23 protein-coding genes are annotated in these 20,876 nt (G+C 73.9%); 17 read left to right on the top strand and 6 right to left on the bottom strand.

Annotation, left to right across the window (positions count from 1 at the left end; genetic code table 11):
* The first annotated feature begins 51 nt into the window (after positions 1-51).
* Positions 52-438 (top strand): hypothetical protein, encoded by a 387-nt coding sequence (locus NQZ70_RS43120; RefSeq protein WP_129579410.1) that lies wholly within the window; start codon positions 52-54, stop codon positions 436-438.
* 178 nt (positions 439-616) lie between these two features.
* The gene (locus tag NQZ70_RS43115; RefSeq protein ID WP_129579409.1) at positions 617-1,240 is read left to right on the top strand and encodes a hypothetical protein; all 624 of its coding nucleotides are present in this window, start codon (positions 617-619) and stop codon (positions 1,238-1,240) included.
* Here NQZ70_RS43115 and NQZ70_RS43110 read toward each other — a convergent pair.
* Entirely contained in the window at positions 1,173-2,459 is a 1,287-nt protein-coding gene (locus NQZ70_RS43110; RefSeq protein ID WP_129579408.1) for a multidrug effflux MFS transporter, read from the bottom strand. The genes NQZ70_RS43115 and NQZ70_RS43110 overlap by 68 nt on opposite strands.
* 99 nt (positions 2,460-2,558) lie before the next feature.
* Between NQZ70_RS43110 and NQZ70_RS43105 the strand changes: the two genes are divergently transcribed.
* Positions 2,559-3,215: an alpha-ketoglutarate-dependent dioxygenase AlkB gene (locus tag NQZ70_RS43105; protein WP_207217622.1), complete on the top strand. Its 657-nt coding sequence runs from the start codon at positions 2,559-2,561 to the stop codon at positions 3,213-3,215.
* Between the two features lie 67 nt (positions 3,216-3,282).
* Here NQZ70_RS43105 and NQZ70_RS43100 read toward each other — a convergent pair whose 3' ends face one another.
* Both NQZ70_RS43100 and NQZ70_RS43095 read right to left on the bottom strand, forming a co-directional pair.
* Positions 3,283-4,257 carry a hypothetical protein gene (locus tag NQZ70_RS43100; RefSeq protein WP_129579407.1) on the bottom strand — a complete coding sequence of 325 codons (975 nt, stop codon included), beginning with the start codon at positions 4,255-4,257 and terminating at the stop codon, positions 3,283-3,285.
* Complete coding sequence (locus NQZ70_RS43095; RefSeq protein WP_129579406.1) at positions 4,254-5,156, bottom strand: SPFH domain-containing protein; 903 nt, start codon at positions 5,154-5,156, stop codon at positions 4,254-4,256. Before NQZ70_RS43095 ends, NQZ70_RS43100 begins: the two co-directional genes overlap by 4 nt.
* 125 nt (positions 5,157-5,281) lie before the next feature.
* On the opposite strand from NQZ70_RS43095, the gene NQZ70_RS43090 reads away from it, so the two are divergent.
* Positions 5,282-6,682 (top strand): serine/threonine-protein kinase, encoded by a 1,401-nt coding sequence (locus NQZ70_RS43090; protein ID WP_129579405.1) that lies wholly within the window; start codon positions 5,282-5,284, stop codon positions 6,680-6,682.
* Between the two features lie 34 nt (positions 6,683-6,716).
* Here NQZ70_RS43090 and NQZ70_RS43085 read toward each other — a convergent pair whose 3' ends face one another.
* Both NQZ70_RS43085 and NQZ70_RS43080 read right to left on the bottom strand, forming a co-directional pair.
* Positions 6,717-7,439, bottom strand: coding sequence for a polyprenol monophosphomannose synthase (locus tag NQZ70_RS43085; RefSeq protein ID WP_129579404.1), 723 nt, complete (start codon positions 7,437-7,439; stop codon positions 6,717-6,719).
* 127 nt (positions 7,440-7,566) lie between these two features.
* Complete coding sequence (locus tag NQZ70_RS43080; RefSeq protein ID WP_129579403.1) at positions 7,567-8,181, bottom strand: hypothetical protein; 615 nt, start codon at positions 8,179-8,181, stop codon at positions 7,567-7,569.
* 241 nt (positions 8,182-8,422) lie between these two features.
* Between NQZ70_RS43080 and trxA the strand changes: the two genes are divergently transcribed.
* From trxA to NQZ70_RS43015, 13 genes are all read left to right on the top strand, one after another.
* Positions 8,423-8,746, top strand: a complete 324-nt coding sequence (trxA, locus tag NQZ70_RS43075) for a thioredoxin (protein ID WP_129579402.1) — start codon at positions 8,423-8,425, stop codon at positions 8,744-8,746.
* Between the two features lie 294 nt (positions 8,747-9,040).
* Positions 9,041-10,066, top strand: a complete 1,026-nt coding sequence (gap, locus tag NQZ70_RS43070) for a type I glyceraldehyde-3-phosphate dehydrogenase (protein ID WP_129579401.1) — start codon at positions 9,041-9,043, stop codon at positions 10,064-10,066.
* 4 nt (positions 10,067-10,070) lie between these two features.
* Positions 10,071-11,306 (top strand): phosphoglycerate kinase, encoded by a 1,236-nt coding sequence (locus tag NQZ70_RS43065; RefSeq protein WP_129579400.1) that lies wholly within the window; start codon positions 10,071-10,073, stop codon positions 11,304-11,306.
* The gene (gene tpiA, locus NQZ70_RS43060) at positions 11,303-12,145 is read left to right on the top strand and encodes a triose-phosphate isomerase (RefSeq protein ID WP_129579399.1); all 843 of its coding nucleotides are present in this window, start codon (positions 11,303-11,305) and stop codon (positions 12,143-12,145) included. The genes NQZ70_RS43065 and tpiA overlap by 4 nt, the downstream gene beginning before the upstream one ends.
* A gap of 118 nt (positions 12,146-12,263) precedes the next feature.
* Complete coding sequence (gene secG / locus NQZ70_RS43055; RefSeq protein ID WP_129579398.1) at positions 12,264-12,536, top strand: preprotein translocase subunit SecG; 273 nt, start codon at positions 12,264-12,266, stop codon at positions 12,534-12,536.
* Positions 12,537-12,542: 6 nt separating this feature from the next.
* Positions 12,543-14,195, top strand: coding sequence for a glycosyltransferase family 39 protein (locus tag NQZ70_RS43050; protein WP_129579397.1), 1,653 nt, complete (start codon positions 12,543-12,545; stop codon positions 14,193-14,195).
* A complete protein-coding gene (locus NQZ70_RS43045) occupies positions 14,192-14,866 on the top strand; it encodes an acyltransferase (RefSeq protein WP_129579396.1) in 675 nt (224 codons plus the stop codon). The genes NQZ70_RS43050 and NQZ70_RS43045 overlap by 4 nt, the downstream gene beginning before the upstream one ends.
* The gene (locus NQZ70_RS43040) at positions 14,863-15,975 is read left to right on the top strand and encodes a DegT/DnrJ/EryC1/StrS aminotransferase family protein (RefSeq protein ID WP_129579395.1); all 1,113 of its coding nucleotides are present in this window, start codon (positions 14,863-14,865) and stop codon (positions 15,973-15,975) included. Before NQZ70_RS43045 ends, NQZ70_RS43040 begins: the two co-directional genes overlap by 4 nt.
* A gap of 94 nt (positions 15,976-16,069) precedes the next feature.
* The gene (locus tag NQZ70_RS43035; RefSeq protein WP_129579394.1) at positions 16,070-17,020 is read left to right on the top strand and encodes a LysR family transcriptional regulator; all 951 of its coding nucleotides are present in this window, start codon (positions 16,070-16,072) and stop codon (positions 17,018-17,020) included.
* A 94-nt stretch (positions 17,021-17,114) separates the two neighbouring features.
* Positions 17,115-18,206 carry a redox-regulated ATPase YchF gene (gene ychF, locus NQZ70_RS43030; RefSeq protein ID WP_129579393.1) on the top strand — a complete coding sequence of 364 codons (1,092 nt, stop codon included), beginning with the start codon at positions 17,115-17,117 and terminating at the stop codon, positions 18,204-18,206.
* Between the two features lie 238 nt (positions 18,207-18,444).
* Complete coding sequence (locus NQZ70_RS43025) at positions 18,445-18,849, top strand: hypothetical protein (RefSeq protein ID WP_129579392.1); 405 nt, start codon at positions 18,445-18,447, stop codon at positions 18,847-18,849.
* 144 nt (positions 18,850-18,993) lie between these two features.
* Positions 18,994-19,632, top strand: a complete 639-nt coding sequence (locus tag NQZ70_RS43020; protein WP_129579391.1) for a hypothetical protein — start codon at positions 18,994-18,996, stop codon at positions 19,630-19,632.
* Entirely contained in the window at positions 19,629-20,255 is a 627-nt protein-coding gene (locus tag NQZ70_RS43015) for a hypothetical protein (RefSeq protein ID WP_061623024.1), read from the top strand. Before NQZ70_RS43020 ends, NQZ70_RS43015 begins: the two co-directional genes overlap by 4 nt.
* Positions 20,256-20,310: 55 nt before the next feature.
* On the opposite strand, the gene NQZ70_RS43010 is transcribed toward NQZ70_RS43015, so the two are convergent.
* Positions 20,311-20,865, bottom strand: a complete 555-nt coding sequence (locus NQZ70_RS43010) for a DUF4142 domain-containing protein (protein WP_272826794.1) — start codon at positions 20,863-20,865, stop codon at positions 20,311-20,313.
* Positions 20,866-20,876 lie beyond the last annotated feature (11 nt).

Raw genomic sequence — 20,876 nt, 5'->3', positions numbered from 1 at the left:
GGGAGCTATCGCCATCTCAGAGGCTGATCATTCAGGACGAGGTAGAGCGCTATGAGCACCATCGGTAACGACCAGTACACTTCGGCCGGGTACAAGAACGGGATCTACGAGGGCGGCTCGCAGGAGGCCGGCTCGCAGGAGTCGAGCTCGCAGCAGGCGCAGGGCGGCGACGGCGGGATGAGCCTCGACATGCTGCTCAAGTTCGCCAAGGACGTGCAGGGCAAGGTCAAGGACGTCCCCTACATCGTCCCGATCGCGATCGGCGGAGCGGCGTTCGCGATCGGCGTGCTCGCGAGCTCGAAGATCCTGCGCCAGCTCACCCTCCTCGCCGGCGGCTACGTGGTCAAGTACGCGATCCAGAACGCCCCGAAGGATCAGATCATCGACTTCGCGAAGAAGGTCGTGTCCGACTCGTTCCGGGCCTCGTCGAGGGCCTGATCCAGCGACCCACGGCGGTGTAGCAGGGTCGCTTGCCCGGAGCGCGCAGCTCCCGGTGACAGCAGCCTGAACCGGCCCTGACCCAGCCTCCGCCGCGCCGACGGCGCACGCGCTCCCGTCTCCTCCCACGAAGCGATGGGGGCGCGCGCGCCGCCCGCGCACGGGTCGGGAGGACGCCATGCATCTCTACGAGAGCTTCGAGGTCCGCTGGTTTCTGCCCGCCGACGACGCCCGGGTGCAGCGGCTCACGTCGTGGTTTTCTGGCGCGTCGTCCCCCGAGCCGCCGCGGACCGACCGCTACCTCCGCGTCCAGCGCGCCGATCTCGGGATCAAGATGCGCGGCGGGGCGGCGAGCCTGGAGACGAAGTTCCGGCGCTGCGCCTTCGGCCCCATCCACTTCTCGCCCACGATCCTGGGCGAGCTGGAGCGGTGGACCAAGCTGTCTCACCGGTCGCGGGACGCCGATGACGGGGGGCGCGGGTGGACGACGCTCAGGAAAGAGCGCCGGGTGCGGGTGTTCGGGCTGGCGAGCGGCCGCGTCGCCGAGGCGACGGGCGGGAGGATCCCCGGCGCCGGCTGTGCGGTGGAGCTGACCCGCGTCGACCTCGTGGACGGCGAGGGCGACGCCGCGCCGGCGGCGTGGACGCTGGGGCTCGAGGCGTTCGGCCCGGAGGAGACCCTCCTCGAGGCGCTCTACGGCGTGGGCCGGGCGGTGTTCGCGGAGCAGCCCGACCTCACGCTGGCGGCCGCGGACTCGAAGGGATATCCGGCGTGGCTCGCCGAGAGGTCGGCGGAGCGGTGAGGAGGTGCGCGGCCGACGCGGCGCTCGCGTCGAGCCGCCGGGCCGCCGCGCCCGCGAACCATGAGGCCGCGCCGCAGGCGGCCATGACGGCCGCCATGGGCCGCATGGTGCCGTCGTTCAGGAGACCGACCAGCGACGAGGCGCAGGCCGCGATCGCGAACTGAACCGAGCCGAGCGCCGCGGAGGCGAGCCCCGCGCGCGCGGCTTGCCCGTCCATCGCCAGCGCCGTCGCGTTGGCGTTGATGAAGCCGAGGCTCGCCACGAACGCGAAGATCGAGCCGACCACGGCGGTGAGCTCGCCCCCGCGGCTGACCGCGACCGCGAGGAGGACCACGCCGATCGCCGTGGTCGCGGCCGTCGCCCGCGCAAGCAGCGAGGCGGGCGACCTCCGCGCGAGCAGCCGATGGTTCAGCTGGGAGGCGGCGATGAGGCCGAACGCGTTGGCGCCGAAGATCCAGCCGTAGTGCTGGGGTGAGACGTGAAACAGCTCGATGAGCACGAACGGCGAGCCCGAGATGTACGCGAACATGCCGGCCTGGCCGAAGGCGCCCGTCAACGTGTACGCGACGAAGGCGTGATCCCGCCCGAGGGCGCGCAGGTGCGCGCCGATCGCGCGGAGGTCGAGCCGCTCGGCCCGCGAGGCCGCCGTCTCGGGCAGCGCGGCGGCCATGAGCGCGAGGCAGCCGAGGCCGAGCGCCGCGAGCAGCGCGAAGATGGCGCGCCAGCCGGCGACGAGGAGCATCCAGCCGCCGAGGGTCGGCGCGAGGATGGGAGCGGCGCCCATGACGAGCATGAGCAGCGAGAGCAGCCGCGCGGCGGCGGCCCCGCCGTAGAGATCGCGGACCACGGCCCGCGTCACGACCTGCCCCGCAGCGCCGCCCGTGGCCTGGAGGAAGCGGAGCGCGATGAGCGACTGCACGTTCGGCGCGAGCGCGCACCCGAGCGACGCGAGCACGTAGAGCGCGAGGCCGACGTAGAGGGGGCGCTTGCGGCCGAACCGATCGGTCAGCGGCCCGTAGGCGAGCTGCCCCAGCCCGAGCCCCGCGAAGTACGCGGCGAGCGTGAGCTGCACCGCGGAGGCGGTGGTGCCGAGCTCGCGCTGCAGCGTCGGCAGGCTCGGCAGGTACATGTCGATGGAGAGCGGGCCCAGCGCCATGAGCGCGCCGAGGATGAGGGCGAGGAAACCGGGGCTCCTTCGCGGGATGGGCGAGCTCGGCATCGTTGGCGGACGAGCTATGTAGGACACGCGGCGTCCCTCGGCCAGGGACGCTCCGCGGCCGGCCTGGCGCGCGCGCGGCGAGCGCGCTAGTCGGTCCCCGTGCGCACGCGGATCGAGCACCTCATCGAGGGCGGCTGGTTCGCCCTCCTCGATCCGTGGCTGCCGCGCGCCGAGGCGGACGCGCTCTTCGAGGCGCTGCGGGCCGGCGTCGCGTGGCGGCAGGACAAGATCAAGCTCTTCGGCGGCGAGTTCCTCCAGCCGCGGCTGTCGGCGTGGTACGGCGACCCGGGCGCGATCTACACCTACTCGGGGCTGACGCTCTCGCCCGAGCCGTGGTCGCCGCCGCTCGCCGAGCTCAAGGCGCGCGTGGAGTCGGCGTGCGCCGAGCTCCCCGTGGCCGAGCCGCCGCGCGCGTCGCGCCCGGCGTTCAACAGCGTCCTCGTGAACTACTACCGCAGCGGCGACGACTCCATGGGCTTCCACGCCGACGCGGAGAAGGAGCTCGGGCAAAATCCGCTGATCGCCTCCGTGTCGCTCGGCGCGCCGCGCCGCTTCGTCATCAAGCCCGCCCGGAAATGGAAGGACGCTCCCGCGATCGAGCTGGAGCTCGGCGGGGGGAGCCTCCTGGTGATGGGCGGGACCACCCAGCACCACCACCGCCACGGCGTGCCCAAGCAGCGCGGCGCGGGGCCGCGCATCAACCTGACCTTCCGGCGCATCCTCGGGCAGGGGCAGCGCGCCGGGGCGGGGGCGTAGCGCGGCAGCGCGCCGCCCTCGCGAGGGCGCGCCGCGAGGCCGGGCGTGCTCCTGGCGCCGCGCCCCGTCAGGCGAGGTCGCCGCCGCCGAGGAGCAGCGCGGCGAGCTCCCCGGCCCGCTCCGGCGTCGCCGCGTCCTGGGCAGCGACCGTAATCGCGCGGATCTCCTCGGTTTTCCATCCGCCGTGGCCGCGCTCGGGCCCCGGGCTGGGCGCGGCGATCCGGACGCGCAGGAGCTCTCCGGACGCCACGACGGCGAGCTCCACGCCCCCGCCGCCCGGCCCGCCCTCGTCGCGGGAGACGGGCACCACGACGGCGCCGCGCGCCTCGAGCGCCCGCGCGAGCCGCGCGCCCGGCGCCTCGGCCGGGCCGAGCGGCGGCGACCCGCCGAGCGGGGCGAGCGCCGTGGCGAGCTCCACGGAAGCGACCGCCTCGGCCGCGCGCGCGCCGGCGCTGCGCACGGCGCGCTGCAGCCGCTCCGCGCGCTCGCCGTCGCGATCGAGCGCGGCGCGATCCGCCGGGTCGAGCCGCACCACGCAGCGGACCAGCGCGACCCCGCCGCCGCTCGGGACCTGCGCCGTCTCGAGCCGCGCGCGGCGGAGCATCGCCGCGCCGCGCGCGTCGCCCGAGGCCTCGAGCAGCGCCGCCGCCCCGCCGAGGACCGCGTCGGGGGGCGGCCGCTCCGTCGCGGCGGGGAGCGCGGCCTCCCGGTAGACCTGGTTCCAGCCGCGCCCGACGCCGGGCAGGCGCAGGACCAGCGTCAGATCGGCGAGCTCCGTCTCCGGGGTGCGCACCGCGCTCGCGAACGCGTCCTTCGCCGCCGCGAGGCGGGCCCCGTCCGCCGTGAGCGCCGCGAACGCGGGCGCGTCGACGGCGAGCGAGAGGCGCAGCGCGCTCACCTCGCGCGAGCCCATCGTCCACCGCTGGGGCGGCCCGGCGAGCGCGAGCTCGGCGCCCGCGACGAGGGCCGACACGCCGCGCTCGCCGCGCGCCTCGAGCAGCGCCAGGACCGCGGCCTTCAGCGCGGTCAGCGCCGGGATCACGCCCCGCCCATGCGCCCGCGCCGCGCCGTCCGCTGCTCCTCGAGCGCGGCGTCCGCCTCGAGGGCCGCCTCGGCCTCGCGCTGCGCCTCGGCGTCGACCGGGTGCTGCCCCTCCCGGACCCGCACCGGCTGCGCCTCGGTCACGGCCGCCTCCGCCATGGCCGCGGCCGTGTGCCGCACGTCGTCGTACGGCTTCGCCAGGTCGAAGATCACCTTGGTGTTGCCCTGGCTCAGGTTCGCCAGCGCCTCGAAGCGCCGGAGCTCCATCGCCCCGGGCGAGCGCGCGAGGATGCTCGCCGCCTCGGCGAAGTTCTTCGCGCTCTCCACGTCGGCCTCGCTCTTGATGATCACGTACCGCCGATCGCGCTCGGCGATGGCCCCCTTCGCGAGCACCTCCTGCATCTGCGGCGGCAGCGCGATGTCCTGGAGGCCGATCATCTCCACGTGCAGCCCCCACGCCTCCGCGACCGCCTCGACCTGCGCGCGCACCTTGGCGGCGACCTCCTCGCGGTGGGCGAGCAGCTCGTCGAGCCGCGTCTCGCCCACCACGTCGCGCAGCACGACCTTGGCGCGGTCCTTCATCGCCGTCTCGTAGTTCTCGACGGCCAGCGTGGCCTTCTCCGGATCGACGACGCGGTAGTAGACGACCGCATCGACCATCGTGGTCACGTTGTCGCGGGTGATCACCATCTGCCGGAGGAGATCGCGGTTCTTCATCCGCATGTCGATGCGCCGGAGCTCCTGGAGCCCCGGCAGGTACATCGTGATGCCCGGGGACACGCGGCCCGTCAGCTTGCCGAGCGTGAAGCGCAGCGCCGCTTCCCACTGGTTGATCTGCCGCAGCCCCGAGGCGAGGTAGGCGACCGTGAACGTCGCGAGCAAGGTGAGGATCAGGGACATGGCCCGTCGACTCTAGCAGAGCGCTCCGCGGCGGCGGCGCGCGCCGGACGCGGGGGACGCCCGCGGTCGCGCCGGGCGGCTTCGCCCTGGTGCCGCTGCGCGGGCGGTGTACCCTCGCTCCCGCGATGAGCACCGAGCAGAGCCAGGCGTTGCGCGACGGGCGCTACGTGGTCACGCGCGCCCTGGGCGAAGGGGCTCAGGGGCACACGCTCGAGGCCGTCGACAAGCGGCTCGGCAAGCTCGTCGCGATCAAGCGGTTCCAGATCCGCGGCGCCTCGAGCTGGAAGGGCGTGGAGCTCGCCGAGCGCGAGGCGCGTGTGCTCGCCTCGCTCTCGCACCCGAGCCTGCCCGCCTACCTCGATCATTTCGAGGAGGACGGAGCGCTCTACCTCGTGATGGAGAAGATCGACGGGGAGAGCCTCGGCGCGATGCGCGGCCGCCGCGCGGTGCTCGGGCGGGACGAGATCGTCCGGTTTTTACGGGACGCCTCGGGCGTGCTCGATTACCTCCACGGCCGCGCGCCGCCGGTCATCCACCGCGACATCAAGCCGAACAACGTGATCCGCAGGCCCGACGGCTCCTTCGCGATCGTCGATTTCGGCGCGGTCCGCGATCGCCTGCGCCCCGAGGGCGGGAGCACCGTGGTCGGCACCTTCGGGTACATGGCGCCGGAGCAGTTCCAGGGCCGCGCGCTGCCCGCGTCGGACGTCTACGCCGTCGGCGCGACCGCGCTCTGCCTGCTCACCGGCGAGGAGCCGGAGAACCTGCCGCACCGGGGGCTCGCGATCGACGTGGCCGCGGCCCTCGGCGGCCGCGCGGACCCGGGCCTCGTCCGGGCCCTCTCCGCGATGCTGGAGCCCGATCCGGAGCGCCGCGCCGCGCGCATCGCGCCGCTGCTCGCGGGGCTCGACGCGGGCGGCGGCCCCTCGGAGCGGCCGCGCGCCGGGCGCCCCTCGGAGCGCGACGCGCGCAAGGCGTACCGCGACGCGCGCAAGGCGGAGCGCGACGCGCGCAAGGCGTACCGCGACGCGCGCAAGGCGGAGCGGCGCGCCCGCAAGGAGGATCGGCGCGGGCGCGGGCACGACGAGGCAGCGGCGCCGTGGCGCGGCCTCGACGGCCTGCCGCTGGCGGGCGCGCTGTTCGGCCTCACGGTCGCGCGCATCGCGGTCGGCCTCGCGCTCGGGGTGGTCGTGCCGACGGTGCTGACGCTGCTGTCGCTGGTGTTCGGCCGGGTGCTGCGCGAGCAGGCGGCGCCGAGCGTGCGCCGGGCCGGCCGCGTCGCCGAGCTCGCGCTGCGCCGCGCCACCCGCGCGGTCCGCGGGCGCCCCCCGCCGGAGGGCGCCGCCCAGCGCGATCAGGGCGCGGCGGCGCGCGTGCGCTTCGAGGACCAGGAGGCCCCCGGGCGCTCGCGCATCCACGACGCCGACGCCGACGAGGCGCTGGACGAGGAGCTCGACGATCCGGTGGCCGACGGGCGGACCCGGTCGGCCGCCGCGTCGAGGCCGCCGAGGACGGGCGGCGCTTGACGGCGGGTCGCGCGCGCTCCTGCGGGCGCGGGGGTCAGAGGCGCCCGCGCGCGGCGTCGAGCTTCAGGCGGAAGACCTCGACGATCGCCTCGGCGAAGATCCTCCGGCTCATCTTCGAGTGGCCGGCGCGGCGGTCGACGAACACGATCGGCACCTCGACGACGCGGAGCCCTTTGCGGAGCGCCCGGTAGGTCGTCTCGATCTGGAAGGCGTAGCCGTTCGAGCGCACGCTGCCGAGATCGAGCGCGAGGAGCGCGCGCCGCGTGAACGCCTTGTAGCCGGTCGTCATGTCGCGGACCCCGACGCCCAGGATGGTGCGCGCGTAGAGCGAGCCGCCCTTCGAGAGCACGTGCCGCCCGAGGCCCCAGCCCTCGACGCCGCCCCCCGGCATGTTGCGCGAGCCGAGGACCACGTCCGCGCCCCCGGCGATCGCGTCGAGGAAGGCGGGCAGGTGGCCCGGGTCGTGCGAGAGGTCCGCGTCCATCTCGAACGCGACGTCGTAGCCGCCGTCGAGCGCGCGCTGGAACCCCTCCAGGTAGGCGGTGCCGAGCCCGAGCTTGGCCGGTCGGTGGAGCACGCGGACGCGCTCGTCGCGCGCGGCGAGCGCGTCGCCGAGGGCGCCCGTCCCGTCCGGCGACGCGTCGTCGACGACGAGCACGTGGGCGTCCGGGACCGCCGCGAGGACGGAGCTCACGAACTCGGCGAGGTTGTCTCGCTCGTTGTACGTCGGCGTGATGACGAGGATTCGGGGGGCCATCCTGGCTCGGCGCTGCGCGAGCGGGCGCTCGTGCGGCGAATCGTGCGGTAATCATGCGGCAGTCGCGCGGCAGTCGCGCGGCGAACCGTGCGCCACGCGCGCCGCGTTCGCGGGCGTCCGCCCGCGCTCAGGCCTCCGGTTCGTCGGCCGGCACCGGCACCGGCGCGATCGAGAGCACCGCCGGCGCATAGACCGCGACCGTGGTCGCCTCGTCGGGCGCGCGCGCCTGGCCGTCCGCGAGGCGGTGGAGGATGTACGGCCGCGCCAGCTGCTGATGCTTCGCGGGGAAATGCGCGCCGAGCAGGTAGCCGTAGAGGCGCTTCAGATCGTCGAGGCCGCGCGGCGTGGTCGCGGCGAGGTGCATGCCGCCGTCGATGCGCAGGACCGTCACGTCGCCCTCCCGCCTGGCCGCGCCTCGGATCGGGAGCACGGCCTCGTAGCCCCACCGCGCTGGCGGATCGTTCTCGGGATCGCCTCTCAGGCCGAACAGCGGATCCTCGGCGATCGTGAGCTTCTGCCGCGCGGCCACCGCGGTCAGCCGCGCGAAGGCGGCGCGGAGCGCGGGGAGCGTGAGGGCGCGCTCGAGCGGCACGACGAGCGCCCTGGCCGTCTGGCGCCACGTCTCCTCGACGTCGTAGGCGCCGGTCGTCGCCGCGGCCGCCGCGGCCGTCGCGGCCGTCGCGGGAGCGCCGCGGCCTCGCGGGCGGCCGAGGTGCTTCGGGGGGGGCTCGTCCGACGACATCCGGGTCGGTCGATCTACCAAAACGGCGGCGCAAGCGGAAGGTTTCGCCGGGCGCGCGCCCGGCGCCGTGCCGGTTGGCGGTTGCCGGAGACGTGCGCGCCAGTTACTTTCCTTGCCCGACAGGGCGTCCGCTCTGCATCGGGCCGACCGGCTGGAGCAGCCTCGGTCAACTCGTGGGGTCGCACCCTCGGCACAGGGGGCGGCCCGGAACCTGAACAGCGCGGCACCGACGGAGACAAACATGGCGAGCCAGAACGTCCACACCCTCACCGACCAGAATTTCGAGGCCGAGGTACTGAAATCCCCCGTCCCCGTTCTCGTGGATTTCACGGCCACCTGGTGCGGGCCCTGCAAGGCGCTCGCCCCGATCGTCGACAAGATCGCGGACGAGCTCCAGGGCAAGGTGAAGGTCGCCAAGCTCGACATCGACGGCGCTCCGGAGACCACCCGCAAGTACGGGGTGCGGAGCGTTCCGACGGTGATGGTGTTCCAGGGCGGCGAGAAGAAGGGGCAGCAGGTCGGCCTCACGACCCGCGAGAAGCTGATCCAGCTCCTCGGCGTCTGAGCCGGGCGCTCCCCGCCTGGAGGCCTGCGCGACGAAGCCCCGCCAGCGCGCCGACCGAAGCGCCGACCGAAGCGCCGACCGAGCGCCTCGCCCACCCGACGAAGCGCCGCCCCACCGAAGCGCCGACCGAACGCCCCGCCCGATCGCACGCCTCGTCCGACCAACCGGCCGCGGCGCGCCCGCGCCGCGGCGAGAGGCCGCTTCATCGCCCGCGCCGCGCGCGCTGAGGCTTTGCTTGACCGTCGCGCGCGAGGTGACTACGTATCGCGCCGGCCACTTTCCCAGGAGTTCGTGATGGCGACGAAGATCGCAATTAACGGTTTTGGGCGCATCGGACGCTGCATTGTCCGCGCGCTCTACGAGCGCGGCGTGAAGGATATCGAGCTGGTCGCCATCAACGACCTGACGGATCCGAAGACCCTCGCCCACCTCTTCCAGTACGACTCGATCCACCGCGAGTTCAAGGCGGCGAAGGTCGGCGCCGGCGACAAGCACATCAGCATCGGCGACCAGAAGATCGAGGTCCTCGCGCTGAAGGACCCGGCCGAGCTGCCGTGGAAGAGCCTCGGCGTCGACATCGTCCTCGAGTGCACGGGCCTCTTCACGGACAAGGCGAAGGCCGCCGGCCACCTGAACGCCGGCGCCAAGCGCGTGATCATCAGCGCGCCGGCCAAGGGCCACGACCTCACGGTCGTCATGGGCGTGAACGACGAGCTCTACGACGCGCAGAAGCACACGGTCATCTCGTGCGGCTCCTGCACGACGAACTGCCTCGCCCCCATCGCCAAGGTGATGCTCGACAACTTCGGCATCGTCCGCGGCCTGATGACGACGGTGCACTCGTACACGAACGACCAGCACCTGCTCGACATCCCGCACCGGAAGGGCGACCTGCGCCGCGCGCGCGCCGCCGCGGTCAACATGATCCCCTCGAGCACCGGCGCCGCGAAGGCGCTGTCCGAGGTCATCCCGTCGCTCAAGGGCAAGTTCGACGGGCTCGCGATCCGCGTCCCCACGGTCGACGTCTCGCTCGTGGACCTCACCCTCGAGACCGAGAAGCCGATCACGAAGGACAGCATCAACGCCGCGATGAAGCAGGCCGCCGAGCAGGGTCCGATGAAGGACATCCTCGACTACACCGACCGGGAGCTCGTCTCGGGCGACTTCATCGGCTCGCCGGCCTCCAGCACGTTCGACGCCACCATGACGTCGGTCCTCGGCGACCGCTTCGCGAAGATCTTCTCGTGGTACGACAACGAGTGGGGCTTCTCGAACCGCATGATCGACCTCGCGCGGCTCGTGGCGAAGAAGGGCGTGTAGCGCCGTGAAGCTCACCGGAATCCGCTCTGTCGAGGACCTCGCCGCGGCCGGCGACGCTGGCGGCCTCAGCGGCAAGCGCGTCTTCATCCGCGTCGACTTCAACGTCCCGCTCGACAAGAAGACGGGCAAGATCACGGACGACTCGCGCATCCGCGAGGCGATCCCGACGATCAAGCTCGTCATGGAGGCGGGCGCGAAGGTGATCCTCGCGTCGCACCTCGGCCGCCCGAAGCCGGGCAAGACCGAGGGGCTCTCCCTGGAGCCGTGCGGTGGGCGGCTCAGTGAGCTCACCGGCTACGAGGTCCACCTGCCCGACGACTGCGTCGGCGACTCGCCCAAGAAGGTCATCTACGACCTGCGCGCGGGCCAGATCTGTCTCCTGGAGAACCTCCGCTTCCACGAGGAGGAGGAGAAGGACGACGAGGGCTTCGCGCGCCAGCTCGCCGAGCTCTGCGACGTCTACGTCGACGACGCCTTCGGCGCCGTGCACCGCGCTCACGCGTCGGTGCACGCGCTGCCGCGCCTCGTGCGCGAGCGCGCCGCCGGCCTGCTCCTCCTCAAGGAGCTCAAGGCGCTCACCCGGCTCACCGATCGCCCGGAGAAGCCGTACGTCGCCGTCCTCGGCGGCGCCAAGGTCTCCGACAAGATCGACGTCGTCGAGGCGCTCCTCAACGTGGTCGACACCCTGTGCATCGGCGGCGCGATGGCGAACACCTTCCTCGCCGCGCAGGGCAAGAACGTGCAGAAGAGCCGGATCGAGGAGGACAAGCTCCCGCTCGCGCGCACGATCATGAGCAAGGCGCGCGATCGGGGCATCCAGCTCCTGCTCCCGGTCGACGCCGTGGTCGCCTCGGGCATCGACGCGACGCAGGGCGAGGCCGCGTCGGTCGACGCGATCCCCGAGGGCACGATGGCGGTCGACATCGGCCCCCGCTCGGTCGAGCTGTTCGGCAAGGCGATCGAGAAGGCGAAGACGGTGTTCTGGAACGGCCCGATGGGCCTCTTCGAGACGCCCGCCTTCTCCAGGGGCACGTTCGACGTCGCGCGCATCATGAGCGGCGCGTCCGGCTTCACGGTGGTCGGCGGCGGCGACAGCGCGGCGGCGGTCAAGCAGGCCGGCGAGCAGATCGCCAAGGGCTTCGATCACATCTCGACCGGCGGCGGCGCTTCGCTCGAGCTCATCGAGGGCAAGCGGCTGCCGGGCGTCGAGGCGCTCCGGTCGGCCGAGGTGAGCGAGTGAAGCCCGTGAACGACGGGGGCGCGCCCGAAGCCACGGGCGCCGCCCCGCGGGCGGGCTCGCGTCGTCCGCTCATCGCCGGCAACTGGAAGATGAACGCCGGCGGGCAGGACGCCTGCCCGCTGGCGGCGGCCGTCGCCAAGGCGACCCGCGAGCTCAATCGGGCCGAGGTGGTGGTCGCGCCGCCGTTCACCGCGATCGCCGCCGTGGCGCACGAGCTCGCGGAGGCGAAGAGCGAGGTCGGCATCGCCGCGCAGAACATGAGCGCCGAGGTCTCCGGGGCGTTCACCGGCGAGATCTCCTCGGGCATGCTCAAGGACGCAGGGGCGACCTGGGTCATCCTCGGCCACAGCGAGCGGCGGCAGCTGTTCGCCGAGACCGACGAGTCGGTGGCCCGGAAGGTCGCCTCGGCGATCGCGGCCGAGCTGCGCCCCATCGTCTGCGTCGGCGAGACGCTCGAGGAGCGCGAGGCGGGCGACACGCTCGCCGTGGTCGAGCGCCAGGTCCGCGCCTTCCTCGACGAGCTCGCCAAGCAGCCCGGCTTCGGCGTCATCGCCTACGAGCCGGTCTGGGCGATCGGGACGGGCAAGGTCGCGCGCGCCGAGGACGCCCAGGAGGTGCACGCGTTCATCCGCGGCCTGCTCGCGAAGGCCTCGGAGGACCTCGCCGGCGTCACGCGCATCCTCTACGGCGGCAGCGTCAAGGCCGACAACGCCGAGGGGCTGCTCGCCCAGGACGACATCGACGGCGCCCTGGTCGGCGGGGCCTCGCTCGACGCCGCCGGCTTCGCCAAGATCGTCGACGCCGCGCACCGACTGGCGGAGCGCGCCGAACAGGGGTAGATCGGCGGGCCGCCCCCGCCTCACCGCGGGGGCGCCGGCCTGCCCTCTCGCACCCCTCTCGTACGTTTGCCCCCTGGGCCCGTCGCGCAGGCCAGAACGACCCAGCAGAAAGACGCCGATGCTTCACACGTTCCTCAACATCGTGCACGTGTTCGTCTGTCTGTTCCTGATCCTCGTCGTGCTCCTCCAGCAGGGTCGCGGGGGCGGGATGGGCTCGGCTATGGGCGGCGCGACGGTCCAGGTGTTCGGCGGCCGCGGCGCGGGCAACTTCATGACCCGCCTCACGGCCATCTGCGCCGCCGTCTTCATGACGACGAGCGTGGCGCTCGCCTATCTCTCGTCGGCGGGCGACCGCGAGCTGCGCGAGTTCGAGCGATCCCAGGAGAAGTAGGCTCGCGTGCTGCGGCCCGCTCCCGCGTCGGGGAGGGAGGCGGGCAGGGCGCTCGACGCGGGGTCGATCGCGGGTGGGGCCGTGGCCTCCGCCGTCCCTCTCGCGCGCGACCTTGCCCTCGTCGCCCTCGCCAAGGCTGCAGTCTCCGCGCTGGTCCTCGCGCTCGGCTTCCGGGCGGTCAGCGACGACGACTTCGCGCGCGTGGTCCTCGCCCAGGCGTGGGCCCACGCGCCCCGGCTCGACCCGACCGGGACGAGCTGGCTTCCCGTCCCCTTCTGGCTCAACGGCGCGCTCTTCCGCGTCTTCGCGCCGACCCTCGAGGTCGCCCGCGCCGTCGCGTTCGCGCTCGGCGTCGCGTCGGCCGCGCTCATCTACATCTCCGCCCGCTGGATCACGGGCGACCGCCGCGCCGCGCTCGCCGGCACGCTGCTCGCCGGCGCCTTTCCGTGGAGCGCCTGCCTCGGCGTGGCGACGGTCCCCGAGCTGCCGACCGCGGCGCTCACGCTGTTCGCGGTGGCGTCGCTCGTCACGCCGCCGGCCGGGCCTGCGCCCCCTGCCGGCCGCGCCCTGCTCGGCGCGCTCGCGCTCGCGCTGGCGACGCTCTCCCGGTACGAGCCCTGGCCCGTCGCCGCCGTCTTCGCGGCGATGGCGCTCCTCTCGGCCGCCCGCCTCGGCCAGGGCCGCGCCGCGCAGGCGACGCTTGCGCTCGCGGCGCTCGCGGCGCTCGCCGGGCCCGCCGCGTGGATCGCCTGGAACCGCGTCGCCCACGGGGAGGCGCTGCACTTCCTCGCCCGCGTCGCCTCGTACCGCAGCGCGCTCGGCCCCGGCAGCGACGGCACCCTGCTGCGGCTCTTCGCGTATCCCGCCGCGATGGTCCGCGAGGAGCCCGAGCTCTTCCTGAGCCTCATCGCCCTCGCCCTCGTCGCCTGGCGCGCCCGCCGCGGCGCCGCGCCGGGGGCCGCCCGCCCGTTCCCGCCGCTCCTCCGCGCCGCCCGTCCATACGCGCTCCCCGGCGCGGTCGCCGCCTTTCAGATCGGGGCGCTCTCGCTCGCGCTCGTGCGCGACGGCGCGCCCACGCATCACCCCGAGCGCGCCGCCCTCCTCGCCTTGCTCCTGCTCGCGCTCGCCGTCGGCGATCTCCTGGCGCGCGCCTTCCGCGGCGCCTCGTCCGGGGCGCGGCGGGCGCTCGGCGGCGCGCTCCTGGCCGTGCTCTGCGTCGGCCTCTTCTTCCGCCCCCACCTGCGCCGCGAGCATTTCAACCCGCGGGCCGACGAGGTCGCCATCGGCCGCGCCGCCGCGGAGCTCACGCCTCCCTCGGCGCCCCTCCTGATCGAGGTCGTCGACTATGGCCACCTCGCGACGCTCGCCGCCCTGGGCCGCCCGTGGGGCGCGCACCCGGATCGCTCGATCGATCCCCGCGATCCTCCGGTCCGCTCGAGCTTCGACGACCCCGCGTCGCTCGCGCGCCGCGCCGCCGGGCTGGGCGCCGTCTACCTCATCGGGCGCGTCCGGCCGCCCGTGCTCGACGTCGCCGGCCCGCCGCTCGCGACGCGCGGCGCCTTCGGGCTCTGGGCGGTACCCTCGGCGGCCGGCGCGCCGGAGGACCGCGCCCGGCGCCCCGCGCCTCCCGCCGACCCGGCGCCGGAGGCGGCGCCGTGAGCCAGCCCGCGACGCCGTTCTTCGCGCACGCGTCGGCGTGCATCGACGAGCCGTGCGACATCGGCGAGGGCACGCGGATATGGCACTTCTGCCACGTCTCCGCGGGCGCGCGCATCGGCCGCGACTGCGTCCTCGGGCAGAACGTCTTCGTCGCGGGCACCGCCGTCATCGGCGATGGCGTCCGGATCCAGAACAACGTGTCTGTCTATGATGGCACCCTGGTCGAGGACGACGTGTTCCTCGGCCCCTCCGCCGTCCTCACCAACGTCGTCAACCCGCGCGCGCAGATCGACCGCCGCGCCTTCCTCGACAGGACGCGCATTCGCCGCGGCGCCACCGTGGGCGCGAACGCCACCATCGTCTGCGGCGTCACGATCGGGCGCCACGCGTTCATCGGCGCCGGCGCCGTGGTCACCCGCGACGTCCCCGACTACGCGCTCGTCACCGGCGTGCCGGCCCGGCGCACCGGCTGGATGAGCCGCCACGGTCACAAGCTCGTCGCCTCGCGCGACGGCCTGATGCGCTGCCCCGAGAGCGGCTACCGTTATGAGCGCCGCGGCGAGATCGTCCGTTGCCTCGACCTCGACGAGGACGCGCCGCTGCCGGCGCCCCGCGCCGCGGCCGCGCGCCATTACCGCGATCTCCCCCCGGCGGAGGACGTCGAGGGATGACGCCGCCGGTCCCCTTCTTCGATCGCGCCCGCGGCGATCTCGCCATGCAGGACGAGCTCACCGCCGTGTTCCAGTCGGTGGTCCAGGGCGGCCGCTACATCCTCGGTCCGGAGGTCGAGGCCTTCGAGTCGGAGTGCGCCGCGTACCTCGGCGTCCGGCACGCGATCGGCGTCTCGTCCGGCACCGACGCGCTGCTCGCCGCGCTGATGGCGCTCGGCGTCGGCGCGGGCGACGAGGTGGTGTGCCCCGCGTACACCTTCTTCGCGACCGCGGGCGCCGTCCATCGCACCGGCGCGCGGCCGGTCTTCGCGGACGTGCTCCCCGGCTCCTTCAACCTGGATCCCGCCGCCCTGGCGCGCGCCGTGACCGCGCGCACCCGGGCGGTCGTCGCCGTCCACCTCTTCGGCGCCTGCGCGCCCATGGACGAGCTCCTCGCCGTCGCGCGGGGCGTGCCGGTCCTCGAGGACGCGGCCCAGGCGTTCGGCGCCGAGCGCGCGGGCCGCCGCGCGGGCGCGCTCGGGCTCCTCGGGTGCTTCTCGTTCTTCCCGACCAAGAACCTCGGCGGCTTCGGCGACGGCGGGCTCGTGACCACCGACGACGGCGACCTCGCCGAGCGCGTCCGCGCGCTGCGGGCGCAGGGCGCTCGCGAGAAGCACCGCCACACGGTGGTCGGCGGCAACTTCCGGCTCGACGCGCTCCAGGCGGCGCTCCTCCGGCGCAAGCTGTCGCGGCTCGGCGCGCTCCTCGAGCGGCGGCGCGGCCACGCCGCGCAGTACGCGTCGCTCCTCGGCGGCGCGGGCCTGCCGATCTCGCTGCCGGACGCCGGCGCCGCCGGGCACACGTTCAACCAGTACGTGATTCGCCTGCACGACGCGTCCCTGCGCGACCGCTTGCGGAGCTTCCTCGCCGCGCGGGGCATCGGCACCGAGATCTACTATCCGGCGCCGCTTCACCTTCAGCCCTGCTTCGCGCCGCTCGGCCCGCCCGCCGGCGCCCTCCCGGTCGCCGAGTCCGCGGCGCGCGAGACGCTCGCGCTCCCCATCTTCCCCGAGCTCACGGGGGAAGAGGTCGCCCGCGTGGCGGCCGCGATCCGCGCGTTCTTCGGCTGACGGTCGGCCCTCCCGCGCGCGAGCAGGAGCGCGCGGGACATCTCGAGCGAGCGCCGGACGGCGAGCTCCGGCGGCCGCGGCGTACAATCGGCGCGTGGAGACGAGGATCCGTGAGCTCGGTTCATCCATCGACCCGAGCGAGGCCGCGCACGCGCTGAGGCTCCTGGTCGCGATCGCGGATCTGCGCTCGTTCTCCGCGGCGGCGGAGCGGCTGGGGCTCACGCCGTCGGCCGTAAGCAAGGCCGTCTCCCGCGCGGAGGCGCGGCTCGGTGTGCGGCTCGTGCAGCGCACGACGCGCCGGGTCTCGCTCACCGACCTCGGCGAGGCGTACGTCGCGCGCGGCCGGCAGCTCCTCGCCGACGTCGAGTCGCTCGAGCGCGACATCGCCGCGCGCGACCAGGCGGTGCGCGGTCCGCTGCGCGTCGCGGCGCCGGCGGTCTACGGGGCGTGCCGCGTCGCCCCGATCTGCGCGCGCTTCCAGGCCGAGCACCCGGGCGTGACCGTCGATCTCCGCTGCGGCGACCGGCTCGCCGACCTGGTCGAGGAGCGGATCGACGTCGCGGTCCGCATGGTCACCGCCCCGCCCGCCGAGCTCGTCGCGCGCCCGCTCGAGGACGACCGGCGCGGCCTCTACGCGAGCCCGGGCTACCTCCGCCGGCGCCGCGCCCCGCGCGACGCGGCCGAGCTCGGCGCGCACGCCGGGCTCCGCTACGGCCCGGGCGGCGCGTCGCACGTCGTCTTTCGCCTCGTCGAGCCCGGCGGCGCCGAGGCCCCGGTGCGGGTGCCCGCGGCCTTCTCGAGCGACAGCGTCCTCGCGGTGCTCGAGGCGACGCGCGCCGGCCTCGGCCTGGCCGAGCTCCCCGCGTACCTCGTCGCGGACGACGTCGCCGCCGGCCGCCTGCGCGAGGTGCTCGCCGGGTGGCTGCCGGTGCGCCGCCGGGTCGTCGCGGTGTACCTCCCGTCGCGCTTTCTGCCCGCGCGCGTCCGCGCGTTCGTCGACCACCTCGCCGGCGCCCTGCGCGCGCCGGACCGACCGCGGCGCTGACGGCGGCGAAGCATCGTCGGGTCCGGAAGCCCCTTAGGGCGGATCTACCGCGGCGCCGGGCCGCGCGACCCTGCCTGTGCTAGACGTGCGCGCCATGAGCGTCGAGGTCGGCATCGTCGGACTGCCCAACGTGGGCAAGAGCACCCTGTTCAACGCCCTGACGGCCGCGAAGGCCGAGGCGCAGAACTACCCGTTCTGCACGATCGAGCCCAACGTCGGCGCCGTCCCTGTCCCTGACGATCGGCTCGCGACGCTCGCGAAGTACATCAAGAGCGAGAAGATCGTCCCCGCCATGGTGCGGGTGGTCGACATCGCCGGGCTCGTGCGCGGCGCGAGCACGGGCGAGGGGCTCGGGAACAAATTCCTGAGCCATATCCGCGAAGTAGACGCGATTCTCCACGTGGTCCGCTGCTTCACGGTCGCCGACGTCGTGCACGTCGACGGCGGCGTCGATCCGATCCGCGACATCGACACGATCGAGACGGAGCTCATGCTGGCCGACCTCGGCTCGCTCGAGGGGATGCTGGAGCGCACGAAGAAGCAGGCGAAGGGCGACAAGGAGCTCCTGCCGAAGATCGCCCTCATGGAGCGGTGTCTCGAGGCGCTTCAGGCGGGCAAGCCGGTCCGCGGCCTCTCCTTCGACGACGAGCAGCGGAAGGTCGTGAAGACGTTCGGGCTGATCACCTCGAAGAAGGTCCTTTACGTGGCGAACGTCGACGAGTCCGACGTCTCCGGCACGGGCCCGCTCGCGGCGAAGGTGCGCGAGCGCGCCGCCTCCGAGGGCAGCGGCGTCGTGCCGGTGTGCAGCAAGCTCGAGGCCGAGCTGAACGAGCTCGCGCCCGAGGAGCGCGCGGAGATGCTCGAGAGCCTGGGCATGAAGGAGCCGGCGCTCGCGACGCTCGCCCGCGAGGCCTACCGGCTCCTCGGCCTCCAGAGCTACTACACGGCCGGTCCCAAGGAGATCCGCGCCTGGACGATCCCGGTCGGGTGCACGGCGCCGCAGGCCGCGGGGGTCATCCACACCGATTTCGAGAAGGGCTTCATCCGGGCGGAGGTCTACAGCGTGGACGACCTCGTCGAGCACCGGACCGAGGCCGCCATCCGCAGCGCCGGCAAGCTGCGTGTGGAGGGCAAGACGTACGTCTTCCAGGACGGCGACGTCGCGCACTTTCTCTTCAACGTCTGACCTGTCCGTTTCTCGAGCGCGCCCGCTCGCCGCCGCCGGTCCTCCCGAGCGCGCGCTGCGCCCCTGGCTGGCGCAGCGCCCCTGCTGTGCGCGTGCCCCTGCTTCGCGGGCGGCGCGGCATCGCCGTTGCTCCTCGGCCCTGTGCGCGGGCGCGGTGTGCCGGCCGCGATCGCCGGCGTTCCGGCCGCGACCGCCGGCGTTCCGGCCGGCCTTGCGCCTCGTGAACGGAGGCAGGGCGGTGCCCAGAGCGAGCGGCGGCGCGTGGTCTGTGCTGGTTCTCCTCACCTCGCCGGCGGGCGCCGCGGCGGGCTGCGTCGCTGCCGCGGCCGACGTCCCGCCCGAGGAAGCGGGCGCTCCGGACCCGGGCGGCGACGCGTCGCTGGCGCCTCCTCCGCCCGCGCCGTGCGCGCTGCCGCACGGGTTTTCGGCGGGCGCGCCGCCCCGCTTCCCCGCGACGCCCGCGCCGCCCCTCGGCCATAGGCCCGCGGCGGCTCCCGGCGACGACGCCTTCGGTCGCTTCGTACGGTCCACCGTCGCGTTCTGCGGTCCCGATGAGCGGCCGTACTTCCTCCGCTACCGCTTCTACCTCACCGGCCCGCTCTCGGGACGCTGGCGGCGCCCGCCTCTCGCCCAGCCGCTCTGATCCGAGCGCGCCGCGCCGCCGCGCCCCGCGGCCGGCGCTCTCGCCGCGCGCCGCCTCCACGGCGGCAGCGCGGCGTCCGGTTTTTTGACCCCCCGGATCCGCTCGGCTACCTCCTCCGCCTTCACGGGACGAAAGGACGATCATTTGGGCGCACTCAAAGGATCCATCTCATTCTCGAAGTTCTATGTCCGCGGCGACCTCCCCGAGGGGTTCCGCGACAAGTTCGTCGAGCGAATCCGGCTCCGCGCGTTCCGGCCGCTGACGGTCGACGAGGACGCGGAGCAGCGCGCCGGGTGGTGCTCCATCGAGAACCCGCTCGATTGCGAGCTCGATCACGGCAAGATCTTCTTCAACTCGTACCTCAACCTCGGCCTCAGGACCGATCGCTGGCAGGTGCCCGCGGCGCTCTTCAAGGCGCACTTCGCCGAGGCCGAGCGGGAGCACCTCGCCAAGCGCGGCCGCGAGAAGCTCGGACGGCGCGAGAAGGAGGAGCTCCGGGCGGTCGTGTCGAGGAAGCTCCGCGCGCAGCTCATGCCGGTGATGAAGGTGGTCGACCTCTCCTGGAACCTGGAGGCCGGCGTCGTGCGGTTCTGGAACCAGTCGCCGCGCGCGCACGAGGGGCTCGCGGAGCTCTTCGAGGACACCTTCGAGCTCGATCTCGTGCCCGAGAGCCCCTACACGGCCGCCCGCGAGCTCGGCCTGACGACCGAGCAGCTGGCCGCCTTCGAGGTGCTCAAGCCCACCGTCTTCCACGCCGAATCGACCCTTGGAGGTGCCCTGTGAGCCTCGCCGAGCTGATCGAGCAGCGCCGGTTCGTCGGCCGCGAATTCCTTGTCTGGCTCTGGTTCGAGAGCGAGCTCTTCGAGGGCCGCTTCTCCCTCGACGCCCTCGGCGTCTGCGAGCTCTGGCTCGAGGGGCAGATCACGCTCGTCCAGGAGAAGGAGCAGAGCCGGCTCAAGGGCGCGGCGCCGAGCAGCGCCCCCGAGGCCCACGAGGCGCTGCGCCAGGGCAAGCTCCCGTCGCAGGCGCGCGTCCGCGTCACCCGCGGAGAGCTCGAGTACGCGTTCCTCTTCAACGCCGACGCGTTCGCGCTCGCGGGCGTCAAGATCCCGAGCGTCGTCAAGGACGCCGTGGACGAGCAGTTCTACGAGCGCATGTACCTCATCGAGGAGCTCGAGACGCTCTTCACCGCGCTCTACGGCGAGTTCCTCGCGCTGCGCCTGAGCGCCGCGTGGGAGACCGGCGTTTTGCCGTTCCTCCGCGCCTGGGTGCGGGGCGAGCCGATCGACGCGGCCGCGTACCAGAAGCTCCGGGGCAAGCTCGCGCCGGTCCGCGGCGCGGCGAGGTCGAGGACGACCCCGCCGCCCGCTGCGGCGCCCGAGCGCGCGGCGCGCGTGGTCGCCTGAGCCGGCCCTCGGCCGAGCGCTGGCCGCGCGGTGCGCGGCCGGCGCGCCCGCGCCGCTACTTCCCCTTCACCTTGCCGTGGATCTGCTTCGCCATCGCGAGGTGCTCGCGGAGCTGCGGGAGCGTCGCGGCGGCGAAGCCCTTCACATCGGCGTCCTTCGCATCCTTCGAGGCCTTCTCGAACTCCGCGACGTCGTGCTCGTGGTCGTCGACCATCGCGCTCATGTAGGCCCGGTCGAACTCGGTCCCTGTCTTCTGCGACAGCTTGTCGACCTTCTCGCGGTGGTCCTTGTCGAGCTCCTGCGGCACGAGCACGCCCTTCTGCTGCGCGACCTGCGCGAGCCGCTTGTTCGCCGCGGAGTGGTCGTCGATCATCCGCTGCGCGAAGCGCTTCACCTCCGGGCTCGCGGCGCGCTGCTGCGCGGCCTGCCCGAGCCGCACCTCGAGGAGCCCTCCCTGGCCAGCCTTCTCGACGAACTCCCGGTCAGACTTGCTGAGCTTGACCTCGCCGGCCTGGCCCTGATGCCCTGTCGAGCCCTGCCCCTGCGCAGCCACCGAGGCCGGCAGGATCGCTGTCCCGATCATGATGGTAAATAGAACAGGCTTGAGCATTGCAATCCCCT

It is taken from the genome of Sorangium sp. So ce836, assembly GCF_028553905.1.
Lineage (GTDB): Bacteria > Myxococcota_A > Polyangia > Polyangiales > Polyangiaceae > Sorangium > Sorangium cellulosum_D.
The sequence above is the reverse complement of the archived record's forward strand: the minus strand, read 5'-3'. Positions and strand labels throughout refer to the sequence as shown.